General features: G+C 69.5%; 20 protein-coding genes. 7 read left to right on the top strand and 13 right to left on the bottom strand.

Annotated features, from left to right (window positions below):
* Positions 1-53 precede the first annotated feature (53 nt).
* Both EOW66_RS04280 and EOW66_RS04275 read right to left on the bottom strand, forming a co-directional pair.
* Positions 54-347 (bottom strand): hypothetical protein, encoded by a 294-nt coding sequence (locus tag EOW66_RS04280; RefSeq protein ID WP_128155100.1) that lies wholly within the window; start codon positions 345-347, stop codon positions 54-56.
* A complete protein-coding gene (locus EOW66_RS04275; RefSeq protein WP_121531298.1) occupies positions 347-1,591 on the bottom strand; it encodes a sarcosine oxidase subunit beta family protein in 1,245 nt (414 codons plus the stop codon). The genes EOW66_RS04280 and EOW66_RS04275 overlap by 1 nt, the downstream gene beginning before the upstream one ends.
* Positions 1,592-1,804: 213 nt before the next feature.
* Here EOW66_RS04275 and ccmI point away from each other — a divergent pair, with 213 nt between their 5' ends.
* From ccmI to EOW66_RS04260, 3 genes are read left to right on the top strand one after another with little or no spacing between them, the layout of a single operon-like run.
* Positions 1,805-3,370, top strand: a complete 1,566-nt coding sequence (gene ccmI, locus EOW66_RS04270) for a c-type cytochrome biogenesis protein CcmI (protein WP_128155098.1) — start codon at positions 1,805-1,807, stop codon at positions 3,368-3,370.
* On the top strand, positions 3,367-3,846 hold the full coding sequence (gene ruvX / locus EOW66_RS04265; RefSeq protein WP_128155097.1) for a Holliday junction resolvase RuvX: 480 nt from the start codon (positions 3,367-3,369) through the stop codon (positions 3,844-3,846). Before ccmI ends, ruvX begins: the two co-directional genes overlap by 4 nt.
* Positions 3,776-4,075 (top strand): DUF1289 domain-containing protein, encoded by a 300-nt coding sequence (locus EOW66_RS04260; protein WP_338054812.1) that lies wholly within the window; start codon positions 3,776-3,778, stop codon positions 4,073-4,075. Before ruvX ends, EOW66_RS04260 begins: the two co-directional genes overlap by 71 nt.
* Before the next feature lie 101 nt (positions 4,076-4,176).
* Here the strand turns inward: EOW66_RS04260 and EOW66_RS04255 are convergent, their stop codons facing one another.
* The 3 genes from EOW66_RS04255 to EOW66_RS04245 are packed head-to-tail and all read right to left on the bottom strand — an operon-like array spanning position 4,177 to position 7,282.
* Positions 4,177-5,355, bottom strand: coding sequence for a DegT/DnrJ/EryC1/StrS family aminotransferase (locus tag EOW66_RS04255; RefSeq protein ID WP_128155093.1), 1,179 nt, complete (start codon positions 5,353-5,355; stop codon positions 4,177-4,179).
* Between the two features lie 7 nt (positions 5,356-5,362).
* Positions 5,363-6,604: an MFS transporter gene (locus EOW66_RS04250; RefSeq protein ID WP_128155091.1), complete on the bottom strand. Its 1,242-nt coding sequence runs from the start codon at positions 6,602-6,604 to the stop codon at positions 5,363-5,365.
* A gap of 12 nt (positions 6,605-6,616) precedes the next feature.
* Positions 6,617-7,282 (bottom strand): HAD-IA family hydrolase, encoded by a 666-nt coding sequence (locus tag EOW66_RS04245; RefSeq protein ID WP_128155089.1) that lies wholly within the window; start codon positions 7,280-7,282, stop codon positions 6,617-6,619.
* A gap of 106 nt (positions 7,283-7,388) precedes the next feature.
* Between EOW66_RS04245 and glmU the strand changes: the two genes are divergently transcribed.
* The 3 genes from glmU to EOW66_RS04230 are packed head-to-tail and all read left to right on the top strand — an operon-like array spanning position 7,389 to position 11,386.
* Positions 7,389-8,735 carry a bifunctional UDP-N-acetylglucosamine diphosphorylase/glucosamine-1-phosphate N-acetyltransferase GlmU gene (gene glmU, locus EOW66_RS04240; protein ID WP_128155087.1) on the top strand — a complete coding sequence of 449 codons (1,347 nt, stop codon included), beginning with the start codon at positions 7,389-7,391 and terminating at the stop codon, positions 8,733-8,735.
* On the top strand, positions 8,736-10,550 hold the full coding sequence (gene glmS / locus EOW66_RS04235) for a glutamine--fructose-6-phosphate transaminase (isomerizing) (protein WP_128155085.1): 1,815 nt from the start codon (positions 8,736-8,738) through the stop codon (positions 10,548-10,550).
* The gene (locus EOW66_RS04230) at positions 10,547-11,386 is read left to right on the top strand and encodes a DNA alkylation repair protein (protein WP_239017488.1); all 840 of its coding nucleotides are present in this window, start codon (positions 10,547-10,549) and stop codon (positions 11,384-11,386) included. The genes glmS and EOW66_RS04230 overlap by 4 nt, the downstream gene beginning before the upstream one ends.
* Positions 11,387-11,389: 3 nt before the next feature.
* Here the strand turns inward: EOW66_RS04230 and EOW66_RS04225 are convergent, their stop codons facing one another.
* Both EOW66_RS04225 and EOW66_RS04220 read right to left on the bottom strand, forming a co-directional pair.
* Positions 11,390-12,163 (bottom strand): gamma-glutamyl-gamma-aminobutyrate hydrolase family protein, encoded by a 774-nt coding sequence (locus tag EOW66_RS04225; RefSeq protein WP_128155083.1) that lies wholly within the window; start codon positions 12,161-12,163, stop codon positions 11,390-11,392.
* A 184-nt stretch (positions 12,164-12,347) separates the two neighbouring features.
* Positions 12,348-14,504, bottom strand: a complete 2,157-nt coding sequence (locus EOW66_RS04220; RefSeq protein ID WP_128155082.1) for a malate synthase G — start codon at positions 14,502-14,504, stop codon at positions 12,348-12,350.
* 218 nt (positions 14,505-14,722) lie between these two features.
* On the opposite strand from EOW66_RS04220, the gene pepN reads away from it, so the two are divergent.
* On the top strand, positions 14,723-17,269 hold the full coding sequence (gene pepN / locus EOW66_RS04215) for an aminopeptidase N (protein WP_128155080.1): 2,547 nt from the start codon (positions 14,723-14,725) through the stop codon (positions 17,267-17,269).
* Positions 17,270-17,378: 109 nt separating this feature from the next.
* Here pepN and EOW66_RS04210 read toward each other — a convergent pair whose 3' ends face one another.
* Genes EOW66_RS04210 through argS form a run of 6 tightly spaced genes read right to left on the bottom strand, consistent with a single transcriptional unit; the run spans position 17,379 to position 22,843 of the window.
* Positions 17,379-17,588 (bottom strand): hypothetical protein, encoded by a 210-nt coding sequence (locus EOW66_RS04210; RefSeq protein WP_128155078.1) that lies wholly within the window; start codon positions 17,586-17,588, stop codon positions 17,379-17,381.
* 4 nt (positions 17,589-17,592) lie between these two features.
* Complete coding sequence (scpB, locus tag EOW66_RS04205) at positions 17,593-18,225, bottom strand: SMC-Scp complex subunit ScpB (protein ID WP_128155076.1); 633 nt, start codon at positions 18,223-18,225, stop codon at positions 17,593-17,595.
* Positions 18,222-19,022 carry a segregation and condensation protein A gene (locus EOW66_RS04200; RefSeq protein ID WP_128155074.1) on the bottom strand — a complete coding sequence of 267 codons (801 nt, stop codon included), beginning with the start codon at positions 19,020-19,022 and terminating at the stop codon, positions 18,222-18,224. The genes scpB and EOW66_RS04200 overlap by 4 nt, the downstream gene beginning before the upstream one ends.
* Positions 19,015-20,019 carry a glycoside hydrolase family 3 N-terminal domain-containing protein gene (locus EOW66_RS04195; protein WP_128155072.1) on the bottom strand — a complete coding sequence of 335 codons (1,005 nt, stop codon included), beginning with the start codon at positions 20,017-20,019 and terminating at the stop codon, positions 19,015-19,017. The genes EOW66_RS04200 and EOW66_RS04195 overlap by 8 nt, the downstream gene beginning before the upstream one ends.
* The gene (locus tag EOW66_RS04190; protein ID WP_128155070.1) at positions 20,019-21,044 is read right to left on the bottom strand and encodes an SPOR domain-containing protein; all 1,026 of its coding nucleotides are present in this window, start codon (positions 21,042-21,044) and stop codon (positions 20,019-20,021) included. The genes EOW66_RS04195 and EOW66_RS04190 overlap by 1 nt, the downstream gene beginning before the upstream one ends.
* 53 nt (positions 21,045-21,097) lie before the next feature.
* Positions 21,098-22,843, bottom strand: coding sequence for an arginine--tRNA ligase (gene argS, locus EOW66_RS04185; RefSeq protein ID WP_128155068.1), 1,746 nt, complete (start codon positions 22,841-22,843; stop codon positions 21,098-21,100).
* Positions 22,844-22,898 lie beyond the last annotated feature (55 nt).

The following is a 22,898-nucleotide window of genomic DNA, read 5'->3' as shown; positions in this document are numbered from 1 at the left end:
GGGCTCCGCCCCCGGACCCCCGAGGTATTTCGGGCAAGATGAAAGGGGGCGGGTCAGCATCGGCACACCCATGCGCCGTTGCGGGCAAGCGGCATCTCCTCGGCGCCGGAGGCGACGAAGGCGGCCACGACCTCGGACCAGTCATGCCCGGTTGCCTCGGGCATGTCGGGGTAATCGAAGCTCAGATACTCGACCAGATGCGCCGGAACGTCGGGCTCGAGACTGGTCTTGTAGCGCGGGAAATGCTCCTGCACCGCGCGCCAGTCGGCGAAGGTGCGCCGCGTCAGCACCATCGCATCGTCGAGAAACACCAGCGTCAGCGCCGGTCCGGAAACCTGCGCGGACATCAGTGCGCCACCCCGGCCGCAACCGATTCGTCGATGAAGCGGCCCTCGCGGAAGCGGTTCAGGCCGAAGCCCTCGGCCAAGGGCGAATGGCCCTTCGCCACCAGTTCCGCCATCGCCCAGCCCGAGCCCGGGATCGCCTTGAAGCCGCCGGTGCCCCAGCCGCAATCGACGAAGATGCCCTCGACCGGGGTCTTCGAGATGATCGGCGAGTGGTCGCCGGTGATGTCGACGATGCCGCCCCATTGCCGCAGCATCTTCAGCCGCGACACCACCGGATAGGTCTCGACGAGGGCGCGGGTGGTCTCCTCGAGCGTGTACCACGAGCCGCGCTGCGTGTAGTTGTTGCAATGGTCGATGCCGCCGCCCAGCACCAGCTCGCCCTTGTCGGACTGGCTGATGTAGCAATGGACGAGGTTCGCCATGACGACGACGTCGATCACCGGCTTGATCGGCTCGCTGACCCAGGCCTGCAGCGCGACGGATTCGAGCGGCAGCCGGAAGCCCGCCATCTCGGCCAGCACGCCCGAATGGCCGGCGACGACCATCGCGAGCTTGCCGCAGTCGATCGCGCCCTTCGTGGTGTCGATGCCCTGCACCTTGCCGTTCACCGTGCGGATGCCGGTGACCTCGCATTGCTGGATGATGTCCATCCCCATCGCCGAGCAGCCGCGGGCATAGCCCCAGGCGACGGCGTCGTGGCGCGCGGTGCCGCCGCGTTCCTGATAGAGCGCGCCCAGAACCGGATAGCGCGGCCCGTCGAGGTTGATGATCGGCACCAGCTCCTTCACCCGCTCGCGCGAGATCCATTCGGTCTGCACGCCCTGCAGGGCGTTGGCATAGACGGTGCGCTTGTAGCCGCGCATCTCGTGCTCGGACTGCGCCAGCATCAGAAGGCCGCGCGGGCTGAACATGACGTTGTAGTTCAGATCCTGCGACAGGCCTTCATAGAGCTGCAGCGCCTTCTCGAAGATCGCCGCCGAGGCGTCCTGAAGGTAGTTCGAGCGGATGATCGTGGTGTTGCGCCCGGTGTTGCCGCCGCCGAGCCAGCCCTTCTCGATCACCGCGACATTGGTGATGCCATGCACCTTGCCGAGGTAATAGGCGGTGGCAAGGCCATGCCCGCCCGCGCCCACGACCACCACGTCATAGCGCTTCTTCGGCTCGGGCGAGCGCCAGGCGCGCTCCCAGCCCGCGTGGTAGCGCAGCGCCTCGCGCGCCACCGCGAACATCGAATACCGTCTCATCGCGTTTCCTTCGCCCGTCGACTGTCCGAAAGCGGCGAGTCAGCGCCGCTCTTCCCCACCTTGATGGACCCGGCCCTGTCGCGAAAGCCCCCCTCAAGCGGCATCGCAGGGAAAAAAGCGACATCGCCTCATGCGACACGGCGCCCCCTCACGCGCTTGTCTCTTTCGTGCCCCGGACACATCGCCTAAACGGGGGCGAGGATAGGAGACGCCATGCTGTTCTGGATACTCACCGCCGCCCTCGTGGCGTTGATCGCCCTGCTGTTCGGGCTGGCGCTGCTGCGCCGGCACCCGGAGGAGGAAACCTCGACCGCGAGCTATGACGTGCAGGTCTATCGCGACCAGCTCTCCGATCTCGAGAAGGACCGCGCCCGCGGTGTGATCTCGCCCGAGGAGGCCGAGCGCACCCGGCTCGAGATCTCGCGCCGGATGCTCGAGGCCGACCGGCAGGAACGTGCCGGCAAAGACCTCGGCCGGCGCGCGGGCGAGGCGCCGCGTGGCGCCACCCTTGCGGCCGCAGGCCTTGTCGTGGTGCTTCTGGCCGCGGCCTTCGCGGGCTATGCGGTGCTCGGCGCGCGCGGCTATGGCGACATGCCGATCCGCCAGCGCCTGGCCGAGGCCGACACCTCCTATGAAAGCCGCCCCTCGCAGGAGGAGGCCGAGAAACAGGCCGCCGCCAGCCGCGGCCCGGCCCCGGCGGTCGATCCGAAATTCGCCGAGCTGATGGAGAAGCTCCGTCAGGCCGTGGCCGCGCGACCCGCCGATCTCGAGGGCCTCACCCTGCTCGCCCGCAACGAGATGGCGATGGGCAATTTCCGCGCCGGCTACGAGGCGCAGAAACGGCTGATCGCGGCGAAGGGCGCGGCGGCAACCGGCGAGGATTACGCCCAGCTTGGCGAGGACATGGTGGTCGCCGCCGGCGGCCTTGTCACCCGCGACGCCGAGGCGGCCTTTGCCACCGCCCTCGACAAGGAGCCGAAGAACGGCCTCGCGCTTTATTACATCGGGCTGATGATGGGGCAGAACGGCAGGCCCGACCGCGCCTTCCTGCTCTGGGACGGGCTGCTGCGCAACACCCCCGCCGACGCGCCCTGGAACGCGCCGATCCGGGCCAATATCGAGGAGCTCGCCTGGCTTGCGGGCGAGCAGAACTATACCCCGCCGGGCGCGCGCGGCCCCTCGGCCGCCGACATGGCGAATGCGGCGCAGATGACGCCCGAGGAGCGGATGCAGATGATCCGCGGCATGGTCGAGCAGCTGAACGACCGCCTCGCCTCCGAAGGCGGCCCGGTCGAGGATTGGGCAAAGCTCGTCTCCTCGCTCAGGATGCTGGGCGACACCGGGCGCGCCGATGCGATCGCGACCGAGGCACGCGCGAAATTCGTCTCCGACAAGGAGGCGCTCGCGAAGATCGACGCGGCGACCCAGGCGCCGGTCGGCGCGGCGATGGGGCCGATGGGCGGCGGCGCCCCGGCCGGTGCCCCGATGGCCGGCGCGATGCCGGGGCCGAGCACCGAGGACGTGCAGAACGCCGCCACGATGAGCCCCGAGGAACGCCAGCAGATGATCCGCGGCATGGTCGACGGGCTGGTCGGGCGGCTGACGACCGAGGGCGGCTCGGCGCAGGAATGGGCGCGCGCGGTGAGCTCGCTTGCCATGCTCGGCGACACCGGGCGCGCGAAGGAGATCTACGGCAAGGCGCAGGAGGCGCTCGCGGGCGACGCCGCGGCGCTCGCCATGGTGCAGCAGGCGGCCGAAGCCGCGAAGGTGGCGCCGTGATCTGCGACACCATCGAGGCCTTCGCCACCGCCCTGCCCCGCGCCGGCGCCGTCGTCGGGCTCGACCTCGGCACGAAGACGATCGGCGTCGCGGTCTCGGACGGGCTGCGCTCGGTGGCGACGCCGCTGCTGACGATCCGGCGCGAGAAGTTCACCCTCGACGCCGAGAAGCTGCTCGCGATCATCGCCGGGCGCGCGCTGACCGGCATCGTGCTGGGCCTGCCGCGCAACATGGACGGATCGGAGGGCCCGCGCTGCCAGTCGACCCGCGCCTTCGCGCGCAATCTCGAGAAACTGACGCCGCTGCCGATCACCTTCTGGGACGAGCGCCTGTCGACCGTTGCCGCCGAACGCGCGATGCTCGAGGCGGATCTGTCGCGGCGCGCGCGGGCCGAGCGCATCGACCATGTCGCCGCGGGGTTCATCCTGCAGGGCGCGCTCGACCGGCTCGGCTATCTCGGCCGCGCCGATGGCTGAGCGCGGGGCGATCGAAAGCCCCTGCCGCAAGCTCTGCGCTCTGCATCCCGAGACGAAAGTCTGCACCGGCTGCTTTCGCAGCCTTGAGGAGATCGGCCGCTGGGCGCGGATGACGCCCGCGGAACGGCGCGCGGTGATGGCCGATCTTGCCGCCCGCGCGCGCGCCTGGGACCTCGCGGATCAGGGGGGCGCTGCCCCCCGTCCTGCGGACTCCCCCCGGGATATTTGAGGCAATTGGAAGCGGGAAAAGTCCCTGCTTTCATCTTGGCCGAAATACCTCGGGGGTGAGCGGCCGTGGCCGCGAGGGGGCAGCGCCCCCTTGCCCCGGTCTCAGCGCGGCACTTCGCTGGCGATGATGCGCGCGATCTGTGCCACGTCGGCCTCTGCGAAGGTCAGCGGCAGGCGCAGGTCAAGCAGCGCCGCCACCACCCGGTCGGTGCGCGGCAGGCGTTGCACCGGCGCGTATTTCCAGCTGTCATAGCGCGAGGTGAACCCCGCGGGCTCGGCCGGGCCGAACCATTTCAGCTCGACCCCGCGTGCCGCAAGCCGCGCAACGAAGGCGGCGATGCGCTCGGGGCCATGCTCGGGCAGCAGGAACTGGAAGGACGAGCCGACGTAGGCCTCGGCCTGCGGCCGGGGCACAAGGCGCAGCCCCGGCACGCCCGCAAGCCCCGCCGCCATCACCCGGTAGAGCGCGTTCCAGCGCGCCACCCGCTCCGGCAGCGTCGCGATCTGCGGCCGCAGCACCGCCGCGCGCAGGTTGTCCATCCGCCCCGAGACGTTCGGCGTGTCGTATTTCAGCGCCTCGAAATGGGCGGCGGGCGGCGCGGCGCGGTGGCGCGGGTAAAGCACGTAGCTGCCCGAGAGCAGGATCATCCGCGCCATCAGGTCGGGATCGTCCGAGACAATCAGCCCGCCCTCGCCCGAATTCATGTGCTTGTAGGTCTGCGTCGAATAGCAGCCGATGGCGCCGTGCCGGCCCGAGGGCACGCCGGCCCAGGCGGCCCCCATCGTATGGGCGCAATCCTCGATCACGGTCAGCTCATGGGCGCGGGCGATCTCCATCAGCCGATCCATGTCGCAGATATGGCCGCGCATGTGGCTGAGCATCAAGACCCGCGCCGTATCCGCCTTTGCCGCCAGATCGTCGAGGTCGATCACCAGATCCTCGGTCACTTCGACGAAGACCGGCACCGCGCCAAGCGCGGCGATCGCGCCCGGCACCGGGGCGAGCGTAAAGCCGTTCGTCAGCACCCTGTCGCCGGGTCTCACCCCCGCCGCGCGCAGCGCGCAACCAAGCGCATAGCCGCCCGAGGCGACGGCGAGGCAGTATTTCGAGCCCGTCGCGGCGGCGAATTCCTCTTCGAGAAGCGCCGCCTCGCCCGCCTCGCCGGGCACGGTGTTGTAGCGATGCAGCCGCCCCGTGCGCAGCACCGCGACCGCCGCCTCGATCGCTGCCTCGGGGATCGGCTCCTGCTGGGTGAAGTTGCCGGTGAAGATCTCGTCCATGTCCGCCTCAGATCCTGTGGCGTCGCATCAGCCCCGCGAACAGCCCGAGCGGCACCAGAAGCACCGCCGCCGCGACGAAGAAGGCCGCATCCGGGCTGCGCCAGGGCGCGGCGCCCGACAGGAAATAACCGAAGATCCAGGTGAAGAACAGCGTGCCGAGCAGCATCGCGAGGCTCATCAGCGCCGAGATCCCGCCCTGCAGCGCGCCCTGTGCATCCTCGGGCACGGCGCGCGACATCAGCGCACTCATCATCGGATGCACGAAGCCTTCGGGCGCGTGCAGCAGCACCAGCACCAGCACCATCGCAAGCCCGGTCGAGAGCCCGTAGCCAAGGCAGACGACCGCCGCGATCAGGAGACCGAAGAGCGCCACCCGCGCCTCGCCCCAGCGCGCGACCGAGGGGCCGACGAGCGTCGCCTGAGCAAGCGCCATCACCCCGCCAAAGCCCGCGAGGCTGATCCCCACGGTGAGCTCGGACCAGCCGAATTTCGCGATCCCCCAGAACGACCAGATCGCCGGATAGACCGCCGAGCCGAAGAAATAGAGAAAGACCACCGCCGCCATCGGCAAGACGCCGCGGTAGCGCGCAAAGACGGTCAGCACGCCCAGCGGATTCGCCTCGCGCCAGAGGAAGGCGCGGCGCTTCTCGGGGGCGAGGGTCTCGGGCAGCGCGATCAGCCCGAAGATGAAATTCGCGAATGCGAGCGCCGCCGCGGCCCAGAATGGCACCCGCGTGCCGAGCGTGCCGAGCATGCCCCCGAGCCCCGGCCCGAGCACGAAGCCGAGCCCGAAGGCCGCCCCCATCAGGCCGAAGACGCGGGCACGGTTCTCGGGCGTCGAGACATCGGCGAGGCAGGCATTGGCAATCACGAAGGACGCGCCGCAGCCGCCGGCGATGATCCGCCCGACAAACAGCCAGCCAAGGCTCGGTGCGAGCGCATGCAGCACATAGTCAAAGCCGAGCCCGCCCACCGCCAGGAGCAGCAGCGGCCGGCGCCCGATCCGGTCCGACAGCGCGCCGAGCATCGGTGCCAGCAGGAACTGGGCGAGCGAGTAGACGGCGAAGAGCGCACCGCCGACCGTCGCGGCATCGCCCAGCCCGACATGGCCCACCTCCTCGATCAGCCGCGGCATCACCGGCAGGATCAGGCCGAGACCGACCATGTCGATGAAAACGACGAGCAGGGCGAAGAGGATGGCACGGCGGGCGGCGGCCGGAGCCGGCGCAGAGGCGGAAATCGCGGTCATCGGAGAACTCGTTCAGACTATCAGATGGGCGCTGAGCGCCGGAAGATCGCCGTAATAGTCGAGCAGGGCCTCGGGGGCAAGCCGGGCGATCCCGGCCCCTTCGGGCCCGAAGGTGACCAGCACGCAGGGCACCCCCGCGGCGCGCGCGGTCTCGCGGTCGGTCGCGGTGTCGCCGACAAGGAGCGAGCGCGCGACAGTGCCCCCGGCGCCGGCGACCGCGGCGGCATAGGGCGCGGGATCGGGCTTGCGCACCGGCAGCGTGTCGGCGCCGATCAGCGCATCGAAAAGCCCGGCGATGCCCAGATCGGCGACCAGGCGGCGGGCCAGCCCCTCGGGCTTGTTGGTGCAGATCGCGGTGGCGAACCCCGCGCCGCGCAGCGCCTCGACCGCCTCGGCCGCGCCCGGATAAAGGCGGGTGCTTTCGCAGATATGCGCGCCGTAATGGGCCAGAAGCGGCGCATAATCGGCCTCGGTCAGGGCCTCTGCCTCGGGGTGGCCGGCCCGGCCATAGCCAAGCCGCAGCATCGCGCGCCCGCCATGAAAGGCGGTCAGCGCATCGGCGCCCGGATCAAGCAGATCGCCCAGCCCGCGGGCGCGAAAGCAGGCATTCGCCGCCGCGATCAGATCGGCCGAGGTGTCGGCGAGCGTGCCGTCGAGATCGAAAACCACCGTGCGCATTCCTGCCTCCTTCTCGTAACACCGCGAAAGAGAGCGTGAAGAGCGCGGACTTGCGGCGGGGCAAGCTATGGGTAAAACGGGGACGAGCAGAAGAAAAGGCACTCTCATGGCCATTGCGCTGATCGTTCTCGCCGCGGGACAGGGCACCCGCATGAATTCCGACCTGCCGAAGGTGCTGCACCGGCTGGGCGCGGCGCCGCTTGTCGCCCATGCGCTGGCCGCGGGCCGCGCACTCGAACCCGAGCGGGTGATCGTCGTCGCGGGCCATGGCGCCGAGGCGGTGACGAAAGCGGTGGCCAGGCTCGACCCCGAGGCCGAGGTCGTGCTGCAGGACCAGCAGCTGGGCACCGGCCATGCCGTGGCGCAGGCCCTGCCCGCGCTTGCGGGCTTCGAGGGCCGGGTGATCGTGCTTTACGGCGACACCCCGTTCATCCGCCCCGAGACGCTCGAGGCGCTGGCGGCAAGCCCCGCCGATGTCACCGTGCTGGGCTTCGAGGCGGCCGATCCGGGCCGCTATGGCCGGCTGGTGGCGCAGGGCGCCACGCTCGAGCGGATCGTCGAGTTCAAGGACGCGAGCGAGGCCGAGCGGGCGATCACCCTGTGCAACTCGGGCGTCCTCGCCTGTGACGCCGCGGTGCTGGCCCGCCTTGTCGCCGGGCTCGGCAATGACAATGCGGCGGGCGAATATTACCTGACCGATGTCGTCGCCGCGGCCCGTGCCGAGGGCCTGTCGGCCGAGATCGTGACCTGCCCCGAGGCCGAGACGCTGGGCATCAACACCCGCGCCGAGCTTGCCCGCGCCGAGGCGCTGTTCCAGGCGCGGATGCGCGCCGAGGCGCAGGAGAACGGCGTCACCATGACCGACCCGGCGACGGTCTGGTTCGCGCTTGATACCTATATCGGCCGCGACGTGGTGCTGGGCCCGAACATCGTCTTCGGCACCGGCGTCACCATCGAGAGCGGCGCGACGATCGAGGCCTTCTGCCATCTCGAGGGCTGCCACATCTCGCGCGGCGCCACCATCGGCCCCTTCGCCCGGCTGCGCCCCGGCGCGGAACTCGCAGAGGACGTGCATGTCGGCAACTTCGTCGAGGTGAAGAACTCGATCCTCGGCGAAGGGGTGAAGGTCGGCCACCTGACCTATCTGGGCGATGCCGACATCGGCGAGGGCACCAACATCGGCGCCGGCACCGTGACCTGCAATTACGACGGCGTGTTCAAGCACCGCACCACGATCGGCGCCAATGCCTTCATCGGCTCGGACACGATGCTGGTCGCGCCGGTGACGGTGGGCGACGGCGCGCTGACCGCCTCGGGCTCGGTCATCACCAATGACGTGCCTCCGGGCGCGCTGGCGCTTGGCCGCGCCAAGCAGGTGTCGAAACCGGGCCTTGCGACGAAATTGTTCGAGCGCCTCCGGGCGCAAAAAGCCAGCCTGAAGAAAGGCGCGTAAATGTGTGGGATCATTGGTGTTCTTGGCAGTCACGAAGTGGCGCCGCTGCTCGTGGAAAGCCTCAAGCGGCTGGAATATCGCGGCTATGACTCGGCGGGCATCGCGACGGTGAACGGCGGCCGGCTCGACCGGCGCCGCGCCGTGGGCAAGCTGGTGAACCTGTCCGACCTGCTGGTGCACGAGCCGCTCGCGGGCAAGGCGGGCATCGGCCATACCCGCTGGGCGACGCATGGCGCGGCAACGGTGGGCAATGCCCATCCGCATCTCTCGGGCCCGGTTGCCGTGGTCCACAACGGCATCATCGAGAACTTCCGCGAACTCCGCGAGGAGGCCGCCGCCGCCGGGCTGATCGCCGAGACCCAGACCGACACCGAGACCGTCGCGCTGATCACCCGCATGTTCATCGACCGCGGCCTTTCCCCGCGCGAGGCCGCCGTGGCGACGCTGAAGAAGCTCGAGGGGGCCTTCGCGCTGCTGTGGATCTTCGCCGGCGAGGACGACCTGCTGATCGCCGCGCGCAAGGGCTCGCCGCTCGCCATCGGCCATGGCGACGGCGAGATGTTCGTGGGCTCGGATGCGATCGCGCTCGCCCCGCTCACCGACCGCATCACCTATCTGGCCGAGGGCGATTATGCCTTCATCACCCGCAAGGGCGCCGAGATCTTCGACGCCGAGGGCCGCCGCGCGAACCGCGACGAGACCCGCATCGACCTTGGCGCCACCCGCGTCGAGAAAGGCGGCTACAAGCATTTCATGGCGAAGGAAATCGCCGAACAGCCGGTGGTTCTGGGCGACGCGCTGCACCATTACCTGCGCGAGAATGGGGTCAACCTGCCGGAATCGCTTGATTTCACCGGGCTCGACCGGCTGACGCTCGTCGCCTGCGGCACCGCTTTCTACGCCTGCACCGTGGCGAAATACTGGTTCGAGAGCCTCGCCGGCCTGCCCTGCGAGATCGACGTCGCCTCCGAGTTCCGCTATCGCGAGCCGCCGCTGCCGGAAAACAGCTTCGCCATCTTCGTCAGCCAGTCGGGCGAGACCGCCGACACCCTCGCCGCGCTGCGCTATTGCGCCGAGAAGGTGCGCAAGACCATCGCCGTGGTGAACGTCGCCACCTCCTCGATCGCGCGCGAATGCGACGTGGCGCTGCCGATCCTCGCCGGTGTCGAGGTGGGCGTCGCCTCGACCAAGGCCTTCACCTGCCAGCTTCTGGTGCTGGCGGTGATGGCGCTGAAGGCGGGCGTCGACCGCGGCCGGATCGGGCCCGAGGCGCTCGCCGCGCATCTGGAGGCGCTCAGGTCGCTTCCGGGGCTGATGAACGCCGCACTCGCCACCTCGGAGCCGATCGTGAAGCTCGCCGAGCGGCTGGCCGAGGCGCAGGATATCCTCTTCCTCGGCCGCGGCCCGATGTTCCCGCTGGCCCTCGAGGGCGCACTGAAGCTCAAGGAAATCAGCTACATCCATGCCGAGGGCTATGCCTCTGGCGAGCTCAAGCACGGCCCCATTGCGCTCATCGACCGGATGGTGCCGGTGATCGTGATGGCGCCGCATGACCGGCTCTTCGACAAGACCGTGTCGAACATGCAGGAGGTGATGGCGCGCCACGGCATGGTGCTGCTGATCTCGGATGCGAAGGGCATCGCCGAGGCGGCCGAGGGCACTTGGGCCACGCTGAAGATGCCCGCGGTGGCCGAGCCCTTCGCGCCGATCCTCTACGCGCTGCCGGCGCAGCTTCTGGCCTATCACACCGCCATCGCCAAGGGCACGGACGTGGACCAGCCGCGCAACCTGGCGAAATCCGTGACGGTGGAGTGATGGGGCGCAGCCGCAAGCCGAAACTGATCCGTCAGGGCCCCGAGCGCGAGATGTCCGCCGAGGAGGCGCAGCTGGCCGCCGAGGCCGCGGCCTATGCCGCCTCGGATGCCGCCTATGTGCAATATGCCGAGCCGGAGGCGGCCGAAGACCTCGGCCCGCCGCCCGGCGTTGCGGATGCGATCGCGGCACTCGAGGCCTGCGGCGATGCCGGGCGCGCAGAAGATGCCGCCGCCTATCACAAGGCCGAGCGCCGCTATCTCGGTGTGCCGGTGCCGCTGATCGAGGATTGCGCGCGGCTGTGGCGGGCGCAGGCGACGCTGGACGAACGCCTCGCCCTCGCCCGCGGGCTGTGGGACAGCAACATCCACGAGGCGATGATCGCCGCGGCGAAACTGCTGACCCAGGCCCGGATCCGCCCCGACGAAGCCGCCTGGGAGATGATCGCCGGCTGGGCCGAAGGGTTCGACGCCTGGGCCGTGGCCGACACCGCCTGCGCCGCGGGCGCGCGCCGGCTTACCGCCGATCCCGCCCGGCTCGACCGGGTCGAGAGCTGGATCGACAGCCCCAACATGTGGACCCGGCGCGCGGCGCTGGTCATCACCCTGCCCTTCACCAAGTCGAACCACCCCACCGCCGAGGAGGTCGCGATCCGCGAGCGTGTGCTCGGCTGGGCCGACCGGCTGGCACCCGACCGCGACTGGTTCATCCAGAAGGCGATCGGCTGGTGGCTGCGGGAACTCGCGAAACACGACGCGCCCCGCGTGCGCGTCTGGCTCGAGGCGCATGGCGACCGGCTCAAGCCCTTCGCACGCAAGGAAGCGGCGAGATACCTCTAGGGCTCAGGCGACCTGCGCCGCCTGCCCCTTGCCCGCCGCCCATTCCCGCACCGCATCGCCGAAGGCGGTGAAGAGCGGGCGCGAGACCGGATCGGCCTCGGCGTTCCATTCCGGGTGCCATTGCACCGCAAGGGTGAAGCCCGGCGCATCGCGCACCCAGATCGCCTCGGGCGTGCCGTCCTCGGCGCGCCCCTCGATCACCACCCGCGGCCCCGGCGCGGCAATGCCCTGCCCGTGCAGCGTGTTGGTCATCACCTCGCTCGCGCCGAACAGCCGCGCGAAGCGCCCGCCCGGCGTCAGCTCCACCTTGTGGCGCAGCGCAAAGGCCTCCTCGAGCGTGCCTTCGGGCGGCATCCGGTGGTTCATCCGCCCCGGCAGCTCGCGGATTTCCGGGTAGAGCGTGCCGCCCATCGCCACGTTCACCTCCTGAAAGCCGCGACAGATGCCGAGGAAGGGCTGACCCCGCGCGACACAGGCGCGCACCAGCGGCAGGGTAATCGCATCGCGGGCGCGGTCGAAGGTGCCGTGCTTCTCGGTCTCCGCCTCGCCATATTCGTTCGGGTGCACATTCGGTCTCCCGCCGGTGAGCAGGAAACCGTCGCAAACCTCGAGCAGCTCCTCGACCGACAGATAGGCCGGGTCGGCCGGGATCAGCAGCGGGATGCACTGTGCCACATGGCTCACCGCACAGGAGTTCATCTGCCCGCCTTCGTGCACGGGATAGCGCCCGTTCAGCAGGCCGCGATTGCCGATGATGCCGACAACAGGTCTCGTCATGGTGAAACTCCTTTCGCCGGAAAAGCTAGTCGGTCTCCGAGTGCCGGAAAAGACGCATCACCGCGCAGGGGCTGTGCATCCGGGAAATCTGCCCCGTTGCCGGGCAAAAACCGCCCCCCTGCTTTCTCCTTGCCCGAAATACCTCGGGGGCGAGGGGGCAGCGCCCCCTCTCCTTCGCAACGCCTCAGCCGCCCGCCTTCACCTGGGCGCGGCGCGCGTGCAGCACCGGCTCGGTATAGCCCGAGGGCTGCACCGAGCCGAGGAAGACAAGATCACAGGCCGCCTGGAAGGCGAGCCCGTCATAGCCCGGCGCCATCGGCCGATAGGCCGGATCGCCGGCGTTCTGCCGGTCGACCACCGCCGCCATCTTGCGCAGCGCCTCCATCACCCGGCCCTCGCTGACCACGCCATGGTGCAGCCAGTTCGCCAGCGCCTGGCTCGAGATCCGGCAGGTGGCGCGGTCCTCCATCAGGCCGACGTCATGGATGTCGGGCACCTTCGAGCAGCCCACCCCCTGATCGACCCAGCGCACGACATAGCCAAGGATGCCCTGCGCGTTGTTCTCGATCTCGTCGGTGATCTCGGCCTCGGAGTAATTCCGCCCGGCGGCAAGCGGGATCGTCAGCAGGTCGTCGAGCCGGCCGGGCCGGTTCATCGCCGCGATCTCGCGCTGACGCGCCTTCACGTCGATGCGGTGGTAATGCGTCGCGTGCAGGGTCGCCGCGGTCGGGCTCGGCACCCAGGCGCAATTCGCGCCCGCACTCGGATGGCCGATCTTCTGCGCCAGCATGTCGGCCATCTTGTCGGGCGCCGCCCACATCCCCTTGCCGATCTGCGCCTTGCCGGCAAGCCCGCAGCGCAGGCCGATGTCGACATTGCGGTCCTCATAGGCCTGGATCCAGGGCTGCGACTTCATCTCGCCCTTCCTCAGCATCGGCCCCGCCTCCATCGAGGTGTGGATCTCGTCGCCGGTGCGGTCGAGGAAGCCGGTGTTGATGAAGGCCACCCGATGCTTCGCGGCGCGGATGCATTCCTTCAGGTTGACCGAGGTGCGCCGCTCCTCGTCCATGATGCCGAGCTTGACGGTGTGGCGCGGCAGGCCCAGCACCTCCTCGACCCGGTCGAAGATCTCGTCGGCGAAGGCCACTTCCTCGGGCCCGTGCATCTTTGGCTTCACCACATAGACCGAGCCGGTGACCGAATTGCGCACGCCCGTCTCCTTCTTCAGGTCGTGCAGCGCGCAGAGCACCGTCACCATCGCGTCCATCAGCCCCTCGAAGGCCTCGGCACCGTCGCGGGTCAGGATCGCCGGCGTGGTCATCAGATGGCCGACATTGCGCACCAGCATCAGCGCGCGGCCCTTCAGCGTGAAGTCGATGCCGTCGGGGTCGACGAAGGCCAGATCGGGGGTCAGCGCCCGGGTGAAGGTGGCAGCCCCCTTCGTCACCTCTTCGGCAAGCGTGCCCTGCATCAGGCCAAGCCAGTTCGCATAGGCGAGCACCTTGTCCTCGGCATCGACGCAGGCGACCGAATCCTCGCAATCCATGATCGAGGAGATCGCCGCCTCCAGCCGCACGTCACTGATGCCGGCGGGATCGGTCTTGCCGATCGGATGGCTCGGGTCGATGTCGACGATGACATGCAGGTCGTTGTGGCGCAGCACCACCGAGACCGGCGCCCCCGCCTCGCCGGCAAAGCCCACGAATTGCGCCGGGTCCTTCAGCCCGGTCTCTTCCGAGGTCTCGGCGAAGAGCCCGCCATCCTCGATCCAGAGCCGGGTGACCGCGGCCCAGCTGCCGGCGACCAGCGGGAAGCTCTGGTCGAGGAAATCCTTCGCCCAGGCGATCACCCGTGCGCCGCGTGCCGGGTCATAGCCCTTCGCCACGGGCGCCGCGCCGAGTGCATCGGTGCCGTAAAGCGCGTCGTAAAGCGAGCCCCAGCGCGCATTCGCCGCGTTCAGCGCATAGCGCGCATTGGTGATCGGCACGACCAGCTGCGGGCCGCAGATGGTGGCGAACTCGGGGTCGGTCGCCGCGGTCTCGATTGCGAAATCCTCGCCCTCGGGCACGATATAGCCGATTTCCTCGAGGAAGGCGCGATAGGCCACGGCGTCATGGCCCTTGCCGCGGTGATGCAGGTGCCAGTCGTCGATCTTCGACTGGATCGCCTCGCGCTTGTCCAGAAGCGCACGGTTCTTCAGCCCGAGCTCATGCAGCAGCGCCGAGAAGCCCGCCCAGAACCGCGCCGGCTCCACCCCGGTGCCCGGCAGCGCCCGTTCCTCGACGAAAGCGGCCAGCTCCGCCGCCACCTGCAACCCTTCGCGTTCCACCCGTGCCGTCATTCTGGCCTCCTTCTTTGCGCGTCACCTTTTGCCCGAGCCTGCCCCCCTGTCCAGCGAAAATGCCGTGATTTCCGCCATTCCGCAGGGTCTGACCGATCACTCTGCGCAAGCCCGGCAAGATCCTGCCGCAGGACCGGGCAGCGCGCGAACCGCCCCGCCCCCTTGCCCCTGCCGGCCGCGGGGCCTAGCTTTGGCGCCAATTGCGGAGGCAGAATTCCATGGACGGCACCACCTATCTTTCCGATTATCGCCCCTATCCCTTCACCCTGAGCACGGTCTCGCTGACCTTCCGCCTTGCACCGCGCGCGACGCGGGTCACGGCGCGGCTGGCGCTGGCTCCGCGTGCGGCGGGGGCGGCCCTGCAGCTCGACGGCGAGGAGCTGAAGCTGATCTCGCTCGCCATCGACGGCGCTGCGCTCAAGCCCGCGGATTACCGGCTGACCGAGACCGGCCTCACCATCCACCCCGCCGCGCTGCCCGAAGGCCCCTTCACCCTCGAGACCGAGGTCGAGATCGCGCCCGAGGCGAACACCGCGCTCGAAGGGCTCTACATGTCGAAGGGCATGTATTGCACCCAATGCGAGGCCGAGGGCTTCCGCAAGATCACCTTCTACCCCGACCGCCCCGACGTGATGGCGCGTTTCCACGTGCGCATCGAGGGGGATGCGCCGGTGCTTTTGTCGAACGGCAACCCGGTCGGCGCGGGCGCGGGCTGGGCCGAATGGGACGACCCCTGGCCGAAGCCTGCCTATCTCTTCGCCCTCGTCGCGGGCGAGCTGGTGGCGACGCCGGGCAGCTTCACCACGATGTCGGGGCGCAAGACCGATCTGAACGTCTGGGTCCGCCCGGGCGACGAGGACCGCACCGACTATGCGCTCGGCGCGATCCAGCGCTCGATGAAATGGGACGAGGAGGCGTTCGGGCGCGAATACGACCTCGACGTCTTCAACCTTGTTGCGGTCGATGATTTCAACATGGGGGCGATGGAGAACAAGGGGCTGAACATCTTCAACTCGAAGCTCGTCCTCGCCTCGCCCGAGACCGCGACCGATCTCGATTACGAGCGCATCGAGGGGGTGATCGGGCACGAGTATTTCCACAACTGGACCGGCGACCGCATCACCTGCCGCGACTGGTTCCAGCTGTGCCTGAAGGAAGGGCTGACGGTCTTCCGCGACCAGTCCTTCACCGCGGACATGCGGCTTGGCGCGGTGAAGCGGATCGAGGACGTGATCGCGCTGCGCGCGCGCCAGTTCCGCGAGGATGCCGGCCCCCTCGCCCATCCGCCGCGCCCCGACCATTACCGCGAGATCAACAACTTCTACACCTCGACCGTCTATGAAAAGGGCGCCGAGGTGGTGCGGATGCTGCAGACGCTGCTGGGCCCTGACGGGTTCCGCGCGGCGATGGATCTCTATTTTGCGCGCCACGACGGGCAGGCCTGCACCATCGAGGACTGGATCACCGTCTTCGAGGATGCCTCGGGCCGCGATCTGGGCCAGTTCAAGCGCTGGTACACCGATGCCGGCACGCCGCATCTGACGGTGGAGGAGACCTTCGAGAACGGCACCTACACGCTTGAGTTCTCGCAGGAAACCAAACCCACCCCGGGGCAGGCGGAAAAGCCGCCGCGGCTGATCCCGATCGCGGTCGGGCTGATCGGCCCGAACGGCGACGAGGTGGTGCCGACCCGCGTGCTCGAGATGACCGAGGCGCGGCAGAGCTTTGCCTTCGAGGGGCTCGGCGCAAGACCCGTGCCCTCGATCCTGCGCGGCTTCTCGGCGCCCGTGGTGCTGGAGCGGCAGAGCTCGCCCGCCGAGCAGGCCTTCCTGCTGGCACACGACACCGACCCGTTCAACCGCTGGGAGGCCGGCCGCAACCTGGCGCGCGAGACGCTGATCGCGATGACCACGGGGGCGGCGCCCGATGCCGAATATCTCGACGCCGTGGGCGGGCTGATCGCCGACGAAAGCGCCGATCCGGCCTTCCGCGCCCTCGTGCTGCGCCTGCCCTCCGAGGACGAGATCGCGCAGGCGATCGCCGCGTCTGGCAAGGTCGCCGATCCGGACGCGATCCATGCCGCGCGCGCGGCGCTGATGCAGGCGCTGGCCGCGCGTCACGAGGCCACGCTTGCCGCGACCTTCGACGCCTGCGCCCTGCCCGGCACCTATCGGCCCGAGGCGGCCGATGCCGGGCGGCGGTCGCTGCGGCTGGCCTGTCTGGCGCTCTTGGGCCGGCTCGATGGCGGCGCGCGGGCGGCGGCGCTTTTCGACAGCGCGACCAACATGACCGAGAGCCTTGGCGCGCTTGGGCTTCTGGTGGCACAGGGCAAGGGCGAGGCGGCGCTTGCCCGGTTCCGTGCCCGCTGGCAGGAGAATGCGCTGGTGCTGGACAAGTGGTTCACCACCCAGCTCGCGCTCTGCCCGCCCGCCGAGGCGGCCGACCGTGCCGCGCGGCTGGCGGAAGACCCGCTCTTCACCTGGAAGAACCCGAACCGCTTCCGCGCGCTGATGGGCGGGCTTTCGGCCAACCACGCGGGCTTCCACCGCGCCGATGGCGCGGGCTATCGCTTCTATGCCAATTGGCTGATCCGGCTTGATCCGGTGAACCCGCAGACCGCGGCGCGGATGTCGACCGCCTTCGAGACCCGCGCGCGCTATGACGCCGGGCGGCAGGCGAAGATCCGCGCCGAGCTCGAACGGATCGCCGCGGTCGAGGGGCTGAGCCGGGATCTGAGCGAGATGACGGCGCGGCTGCTCGGCTGACACGGAAAGAGAGGGGGCCCTGCCCCCTCTTTTGCCTTTCGGCAAAATTCACCCCCGGGATATTTGCGGCAATTGGAAGCCCGAGGCCGGGGCTTTCGGGGGCCCGGGCTCAGCGGATGCGGCGGGTGATGCGGGCGGCCTGACGGGCGCGCTTGACTGCGGCACGCATCTCGCGCGCCGCCTTGCGCTCGGCCGGGGTCATCTCGGCCGCGGGCTTGCCCTTGCCGGCGGCAAGCTGGGTGCCCTTGCGGATGCCGAAGTTCATCAGCTTCTGCATCACCATCCGGATCAGCATGTTGATCAGCTGGTTCATGTTCATCGCGTCACTCCTCCTCGAAGAGTTCGGTCTGGCCGGTGATTTCCTCTTCTTCCTCATCGGTGCCCGGCATCGGCCGGCTGTCAAGCAGCCCGGCCGCGCGCAGCTCCTTCAGCCCGGGCAGATCGCGTGCGCTTTCGAGGCCGAAATGGTCGAGGAAGGTCTCGGTCACCACGAAGGTCACCGGCCGGCCGGGGGTCAGGCGGCGCCGGCCGAAGCGGATCCACTCGAGTTCCAGCAACTGGTCGATGGTGCCACGCGACACCGCGACGCCGCGGATCTCCTCGATCTCGGCGCGGGTGACGGGCTGGTGATAGGCGACGATGGCGAGGGTCTCGATCGCGGCGCGGCTGAGCTTCTTCTGCTCGACCGTCTCCTTCTGCATCAGGAAGCCGAGATCGGGCGCGGTGCGGAAGGCCCAGGCGTCGCCCACCCTGACGACGTGCACCCCCCGCCCCTCGTAGCGCCGGCGCAGATAGGCAAGCGCCTCGGCCGCGTCGCAGCCATGCGGCATCCGTGCCTCCATCTCGCGCAGGGTGACGGGCTCGGGCGCGGCGAAGAGGATCGCCTCGACCATCCGCTCCTGCTCGGCGACTGGCGGCGCCTCGAACAGCGTTTTCTCCTGCGGTGTCCCGGTCATCCCTGCCTCGGCGTGGTTCTTGCGCGGATCGAGATCGGCGCGAAGGTCTCTCTTTGCCGGATCTCGATCCGGCCCTGTTTCGCGAGCTCGAGCGAGGCCGCGAAGGTGGCGGCGGCGGCGGTGCGGCGCCGCTTCGGATCGAGCTGCCAGCCCTCGGGCAGATAGTGCATGAGGTCGGTCCAGTCCACCACCTCGCCGAGGATCGGGCGCAGCCGCTCGAGCGCCTGCTCCATCGTCATCAGGTCCTTGCGGTCGAAGGCATAGGGGCGGAACTCGTCGCGGGTGCGGATCCGGGCATAGGCCTGCATCAGCTCGAGCAGCGAGGCGGTATAGCTGACGCGCCGCACCCGCTCGACGCTTTCCTCCTCGCCGCGGGCGAAGAAGTCGCGGCCGAGCTGGTCGCGCGCCATCAGCTTTGCCGCCGCCTCGCGCATCGCCGAAAGCCGTTCGAGCTGAAAGGCGAGGTGCGCGGCAAGATCCTCGGCCGAAGGGCCGTCGGCCATCGGGTCGGGCGGCAGCAGCAGCCGCGATTTCAGGAAGGCAAGCCAGGCCGCCATCACCAGATAATCGGCCGCAAGCTCGATCCGCAGCGCCTTCGCCTCCTCGACGAAGCGCAGGTATTGCTCGGCGAGCTGCAGCACCGAGATCCTGCGCAGGTCGACCTTTTGCGTGCGCGAAAGCATCAGCAGCAGATCGAGCGGCCCTTCGAAGCCGTCGACATCGACGATCAGCGCCTCCGCGGCCAGCCGCTCGGAAACGCTTGTCGCCTCGAACAGGTGGATCGGGTCCTCAGCCATGTGCGGTGCCGCCCAGCAAAGCCTCAAGCTCGGCTTCAAGGGCGCGGATGTCAACGGGCTCGGGCGGCAGGCGCCGGGAAAGCGCCGCCGCGGCACGGGCGGCGGCGGCGGGCGAGAGCCGGCCGGCGGCGGCAACCGCGGGTTCCATCCCGGCCCGGTCGCCCTTGCAGTGCAGGACAAGATCACAGCCCGCCGCGATCGAGGCCGCGGCACGCGCGCCCATGCCGCCCGCGAGCGCCTCCATGCCGATGTCGTCGGTCATCAGGAGGCCATCGAAGCCGATCTCGTCGCGAATGAGGCCGATCATCCGCGGCGATTGCGTCGCCGGGGCGTCGTCGAAGGCGGTGAAGCGGATATGGGCGGTCATCCCCATCGGCAGGTCGGCAAGCGCGCGGAACGGGGCGAAATCGGTCTCGGCCAGCTCGGCCGCGGGCGCGTCGACCACCGGCAGGTGCAGATGGCTGTCGGCCTCGGCCCGGCCATGGCCCGGCATGTGCTTCATCACCGGCAGCACGCCGCCCGCCAGAAAGCCCTCGGCGGTCGCGCGGGCATTGGCGATCACTGTCGCGGGGTCAGAGCCGAAGCAGCGGTTGCGCAGGAACGGATGCGTGCGCGGGCCGGCAATGTCGCAGGTCGGCGCGCAATTCGCGTCGATGCCAAGCGCGCGCAGCTCATCCGCCATGATCCGTGCCCGCAGCCAGAAGCTGCGCGGCGCCGCGGCACCGGCGGCACGCGCCTGATCGAGCGGCGGCAGCCATTCGCGCCAGTGCGGTGCGCGCAGCCGCTGCACGCGGCCGCCCTCCTGGTCGATCAGGATCGGTGCCTCGCGGCCGACGGCGGCGCGCAGATCGCCGGTCAGGCGGCGGATCTGTTCGGGCGTCTCGACATTGCGGCCGAAGAGGATGAAGCCCCAGGGGTCCGCCGCGCGGAAGAAGGCGGCTTCGTCACGGTCAAGCTGCGCGCCGGCGCAGCCAAGGATCGTCGCGCCGCTCACCATCAGCGCGCCAGCGTCGGGATGCAGTTCGCGCCTTCGGCGACGAGGGCCGCGCAGAAGCGGCGCGCCTCATCGACATTGCCGAAGCCCGCGACGCGCAGCCGCCAGAAGTCGCGCCCGCCCGAGGTCGCCTTCTGCACGATGCGCTGCTTGCCATCGAGCAGCGGGTCGAAACGGGCGGCGATCCGGTCCCATTCCTTGCGCGCGGTCTCGGGGCTGTCGAAGGCGCCGATCTGCACCACGCGCGTGCCCTCGGCGAGCTTCGCCGGGTCGACCTCGGTCACCGCCTTCGGCTTCGCCGTCGGGCGGTTGCCCGAGGCATCGGCGACGATGGCATTGGCGACGAGGTCCTTCGCCGGACGCTTCATCGGCCGCGGCGAGCGGGCCACGCCGGGAACGGTCGCGGGGATCACCGCGCTTGCGGCGGCGGCGGGCTTTGCCGCGGGCGGGATTGCGGCGGGCGGGGCGGCGCCGGCCACGACCACATCCGCTTCCGCGGCCTCGGCGGCGGGATCGGGCACGGCCTCGGCATCGAGCGCGACGGCGCTGCCCTCGGGCAGCTCGGCCACCGGCGGCACCGCCGGCACCGGCTCTTCCGGTGCGGCAGCGCGCGCCGGGCGCGTCACATCGGGCAGCGGGCGCAGCGCCGACATCGGGCCGTCATCATCGGACAGACGCTCCGGATCGGGGGCAAGCACCACGCGCTCGGGCGCGGGCGCGGCAAGGCCCGTGCCGGCAACCTCGTTCACCGAAAGACCGACATGGCGGGCCAGATCGCCGCCCGGGTCCTCGGGCGCGATGCGGCCCGGCCCCTCGAGCGCCCGGATCACCGGCACCCCCGAGACGTCGCGCACGGCAAGCTTGTAGCCCCAGACCACGACGCCGAGGATCAGCGCGACCGAGGTGGCGGCACCGGCATATTGCACCCAGCGGGACACCGGATCGGCAACGCCATGCGGCGCGCCGGGCTCGTGCCCGCCGCCGTCATAGCCATAGCCACCGCTGTCGCGGTCGTGAAAGCCTGCCATGCTCGCCTCGCCGCCGGTTCACCCGGCATTTGCCTCTCCCGGCGCGGCGCGCTTCAGCGCATCTCTTCCGCCGGGGTCACGCCAAGAATACCAAGACCGGCCGAAATGACAACGGCACAGGCCCGGGCAAGGGCGATTTTCGCCGATGTGGCGGCCGCATCGCCCTCCTGCACGAAGCGCAGTGCGGGCTCGTCATTGCCGCGATTCCACAGCGCATGCAGGTCCGAGGCGATCTCGTAGAGATAGAAGGCCACCCGGTGCGGCTCGTTCGCGCGCGCCGCGATCTCGACCAGACGCGGCCATTCGGCAATCTTCTTCGCCAGCGCCAGCTCCGCCTCGTGCGTGCTGCCCGAGAGGTCCGCCGCCGCCAGTGCCGCATCCGACACGTCGATGCCAAGCTCGCGTGCCTTGCGCAGCACCGAGGAGACCCGGGCATGGGCATATTGCACGTAGAAGACCGGGTTGTCCTTCGACTGCTCGAGCACCTTGTCGAAGTCGAAATCCAGCGGCGCGTCGTTCTTGCGGGTCAGCATGTGGAAGCGGGTGACGTCGGCCCCCGCCTGCTCGACCACGTCGCGCAGGGTGACGAAGGTGCCCGCCCGCTTCGACATCTTGAAGGGCTCGCCGTTCTTGTAGAGCTTCACCAGCTGGATCAGCTTGATGTCGAGCGAGACGCGGTTCTCGCTCAGCGCCGCGACCGCGGCCTTCATCCGCTTCACATATCCGCCGTGATCGGCGCCAAAGACGTCGATCAGCTGATCGAAGCCACGCTCGATCTTCGACCAGTGATAGGCGATGTCGGGGGCGAAATAGGTCCAGCTGCCATCCGACTTCTTCACCGGCCGGTCGACGTCATCGCCATAGGCGGTCGAGCGGAACAGGGTCTGCTCGCGCTCTTCCCAATCCTCGGGCAGCTTGCCCTTCGGCGGTTCCAGCACGCCCTCGTAGATCAGCCCGAGATCCTCGAGCCGCTTCAGCGCGGCCTCGATCTTGCCGGTGCCGTAAAGCGCCTTTTCCGAGGAATAGACATCCATCTTCACGTTCAGGAGCGCCAGATCCTCCCGGATCATCGCCATCATCTCGGCGGTGGCGAATTCGCGCACATCGGCAAGCCAGACCTCTTCGGGCTTGTTCAGCAGGCTGTCGCCGTATTTCGCCTTCAGCGCCTCGCCGACCGGGATCAGGTAATCGCCGGGATAGAGCCCCTCGCGGATCTCGGGCTCGAGGCCATTGGCCTCGCGGTAGCGCTCATAGGCCGAGCGGGCGAGCACGTTCACCTGTGCGCCGCCGTCGTTGATGTAGTATTCGCGCGTCACGTCATAGCCCGCAAAGCCCAGCAGCGCCGCCAGCGCATCGCCGAAAACGGCGCCGCGGGTGTGGCCCACATGCATCGGCCCGGTCGGGTTCGCGGAGACGAATTCGACGTTGACCTTGATCCCCTGCCCAAGCTCGGAGCGGCCGTAACCGGTGCCCTCGGCCAGAACCGCCCGGGTGACATCGGCCCAGACCGTCGGCGCGAGACGCAGGTTCAGAAAGCCCGGCCCGGCGACCTCGGCTGCGGTCACGCGCGCATCGGCGGCAAGTTTCGCGGCGAGCGCATCGGCGATCTCGCGCGGCTTCTTGCCTGCGGCCTTCGCCAGCACCATCGCGGCATTCGTCGCCATGTCGCCATGCGCGGCATCTCGCGGCGGCTCCACCGTCACGGCAGCGAAATCGAGCCCTTCGGGCAGCGTGCCCTCGGCGGTCATCTGGTCCAGCGCGGCGATCACGCCCGCGCGCATCTCGGCAAACAGGTTCATTTTCAGGTTTCCTCTGTTGCTTCTTCCCCTGCCAGAGCCCGCGCGCGCCGTCAAC

Source organism: Paenirhodobacter huangdaonensis (genome assembly GCF_004022465.1).
GTDB lineage: Bacteria > Pseudomonadota > Alphaproteobacteria > Rhodobacterales > Rhodobacteraceae > Rhodobacter > Rhodobacter huangdaonensis.
Note: the sequence above shows the minus strand (reverse complement) of the source record. Positions and strands in the feature narration are given on the sequence as shown.

Coding starts and splice junctions, on each gene's coding strand:
- EOW66_RS04280 (WP_128155100.1), bottom strand. CDS start 347: ATGTCCGCGCAGGTTTCCGGACCGGCGCTGACGCTGGTGTTTCTCGAC.
- EOW66_RS04275 (WP_121531298.1), bottom strand. CDS start 1,591: ATGAGACGGTATTCGATGTTCGCGGTGGCGCGCGAGGCGCTGCGCTAC.
- ccmI (WP_128155098.1), top strand. CDS start 1,805: ATGCTGTTCTGGATACTCACCGCCGCCCTCGTGGCGTTGATCGCCCTG.
- EOW66_RS04260 (WP_338054812.1), top strand. CDS start 3,776: ATGTCGCCGCGGGGTTCATCCTGCAGGGCGCGCTCGACCGGCTCGGCT.
- EOW66_RS04255 (WP_128155093.1), bottom strand. CDS start 5,355: ATGGACGAGATCTTCACCGGCAACTTCACCCAGCAGGAGCCGATCCCC.
- EOW66_RS04250 (WP_128155091.1), bottom strand. CDS start 6,604: ATGACCGCGATTTCCGCCTCTGCGCCGGCTCCGGCCGCCGCCCGCCGT.
- EOW66_RS04245 (WP_128155089.1), bottom strand. CDS start 7,282: ATGCGCACGGTGGTTTTCGATCTCGACGGCACGCTCGCCGACACCTCG.
- glmU (WP_128155087.1), top strand. CDS start 7,389: ATGGCCATTGCGCTGATCGTTCTCGCCGCGGGACAGGGCACCCGCATG.
- glmS (WP_128155085.1), top strand. CDS start 8,736: ATGTGTGGGATCATTGGTGTTCTTGGCAGTCACGAAGTGGCGCCGCTG.
- EOW66_RS04225 (WP_128155083.1), bottom strand. CDS start 12,163: ATGACGAGACCTGTTGTCGGCATCATCGGCAATCGCGGCCTGCTGAAC.
- EOW66_RS04220 (WP_128155082.1), bottom strand. CDS start 14,504: ATGACGGCACGGGTGGAACGCGAAGGGTTGCAGGTGGCGGCGGAGCTG.
- pepN (WP_128155080.1), top strand. CDS start 14,723: ATGGACGGCACCACCTATCTTTCCGATTATCGCCCCTATCCCTTCACC.
- EOW66_RS04210 (WP_128155078.1), bottom strand. CDS start 17,588: ATGAACATGAACCAGCTGATCAACATGCTGATCCGGATGGTGATGCAG.
- scpB (WP_128155076.1), bottom strand. CDS start 18,225: ATGACCGGGACACCGCAGGAGAAAACGCTGTTCGAGGCGCCGCCAGTC.
- EOW66_RS04200 (WP_128155074.1), bottom strand. CDS start 19,022: ATGGCTGAGGACCCGATCCACCTGTTCGAGGCGACAAGCGTTTCCGAG.
- EOW66_RS04195 (WP_128155072.1), bottom strand. CDS start 20,019: ATGGTGAGCGGCGCGACGATCCTTGGCTGCGCCGGCGCGCAGCTTGAC.
- EOW66_RS04190 (WP_128155070.1), bottom strand. CDS start 21,044: ATGGCAGGCTTTCACGACCGCGACAGCGGTGGCTATGGCTATGACGGC.
- argS (WP_128155068.1), bottom strand. CDS start 22,843: ATGAACCTGTTTGCCGAGATGCGCGCGGGCGTGATCGCCGCGCTGGAC.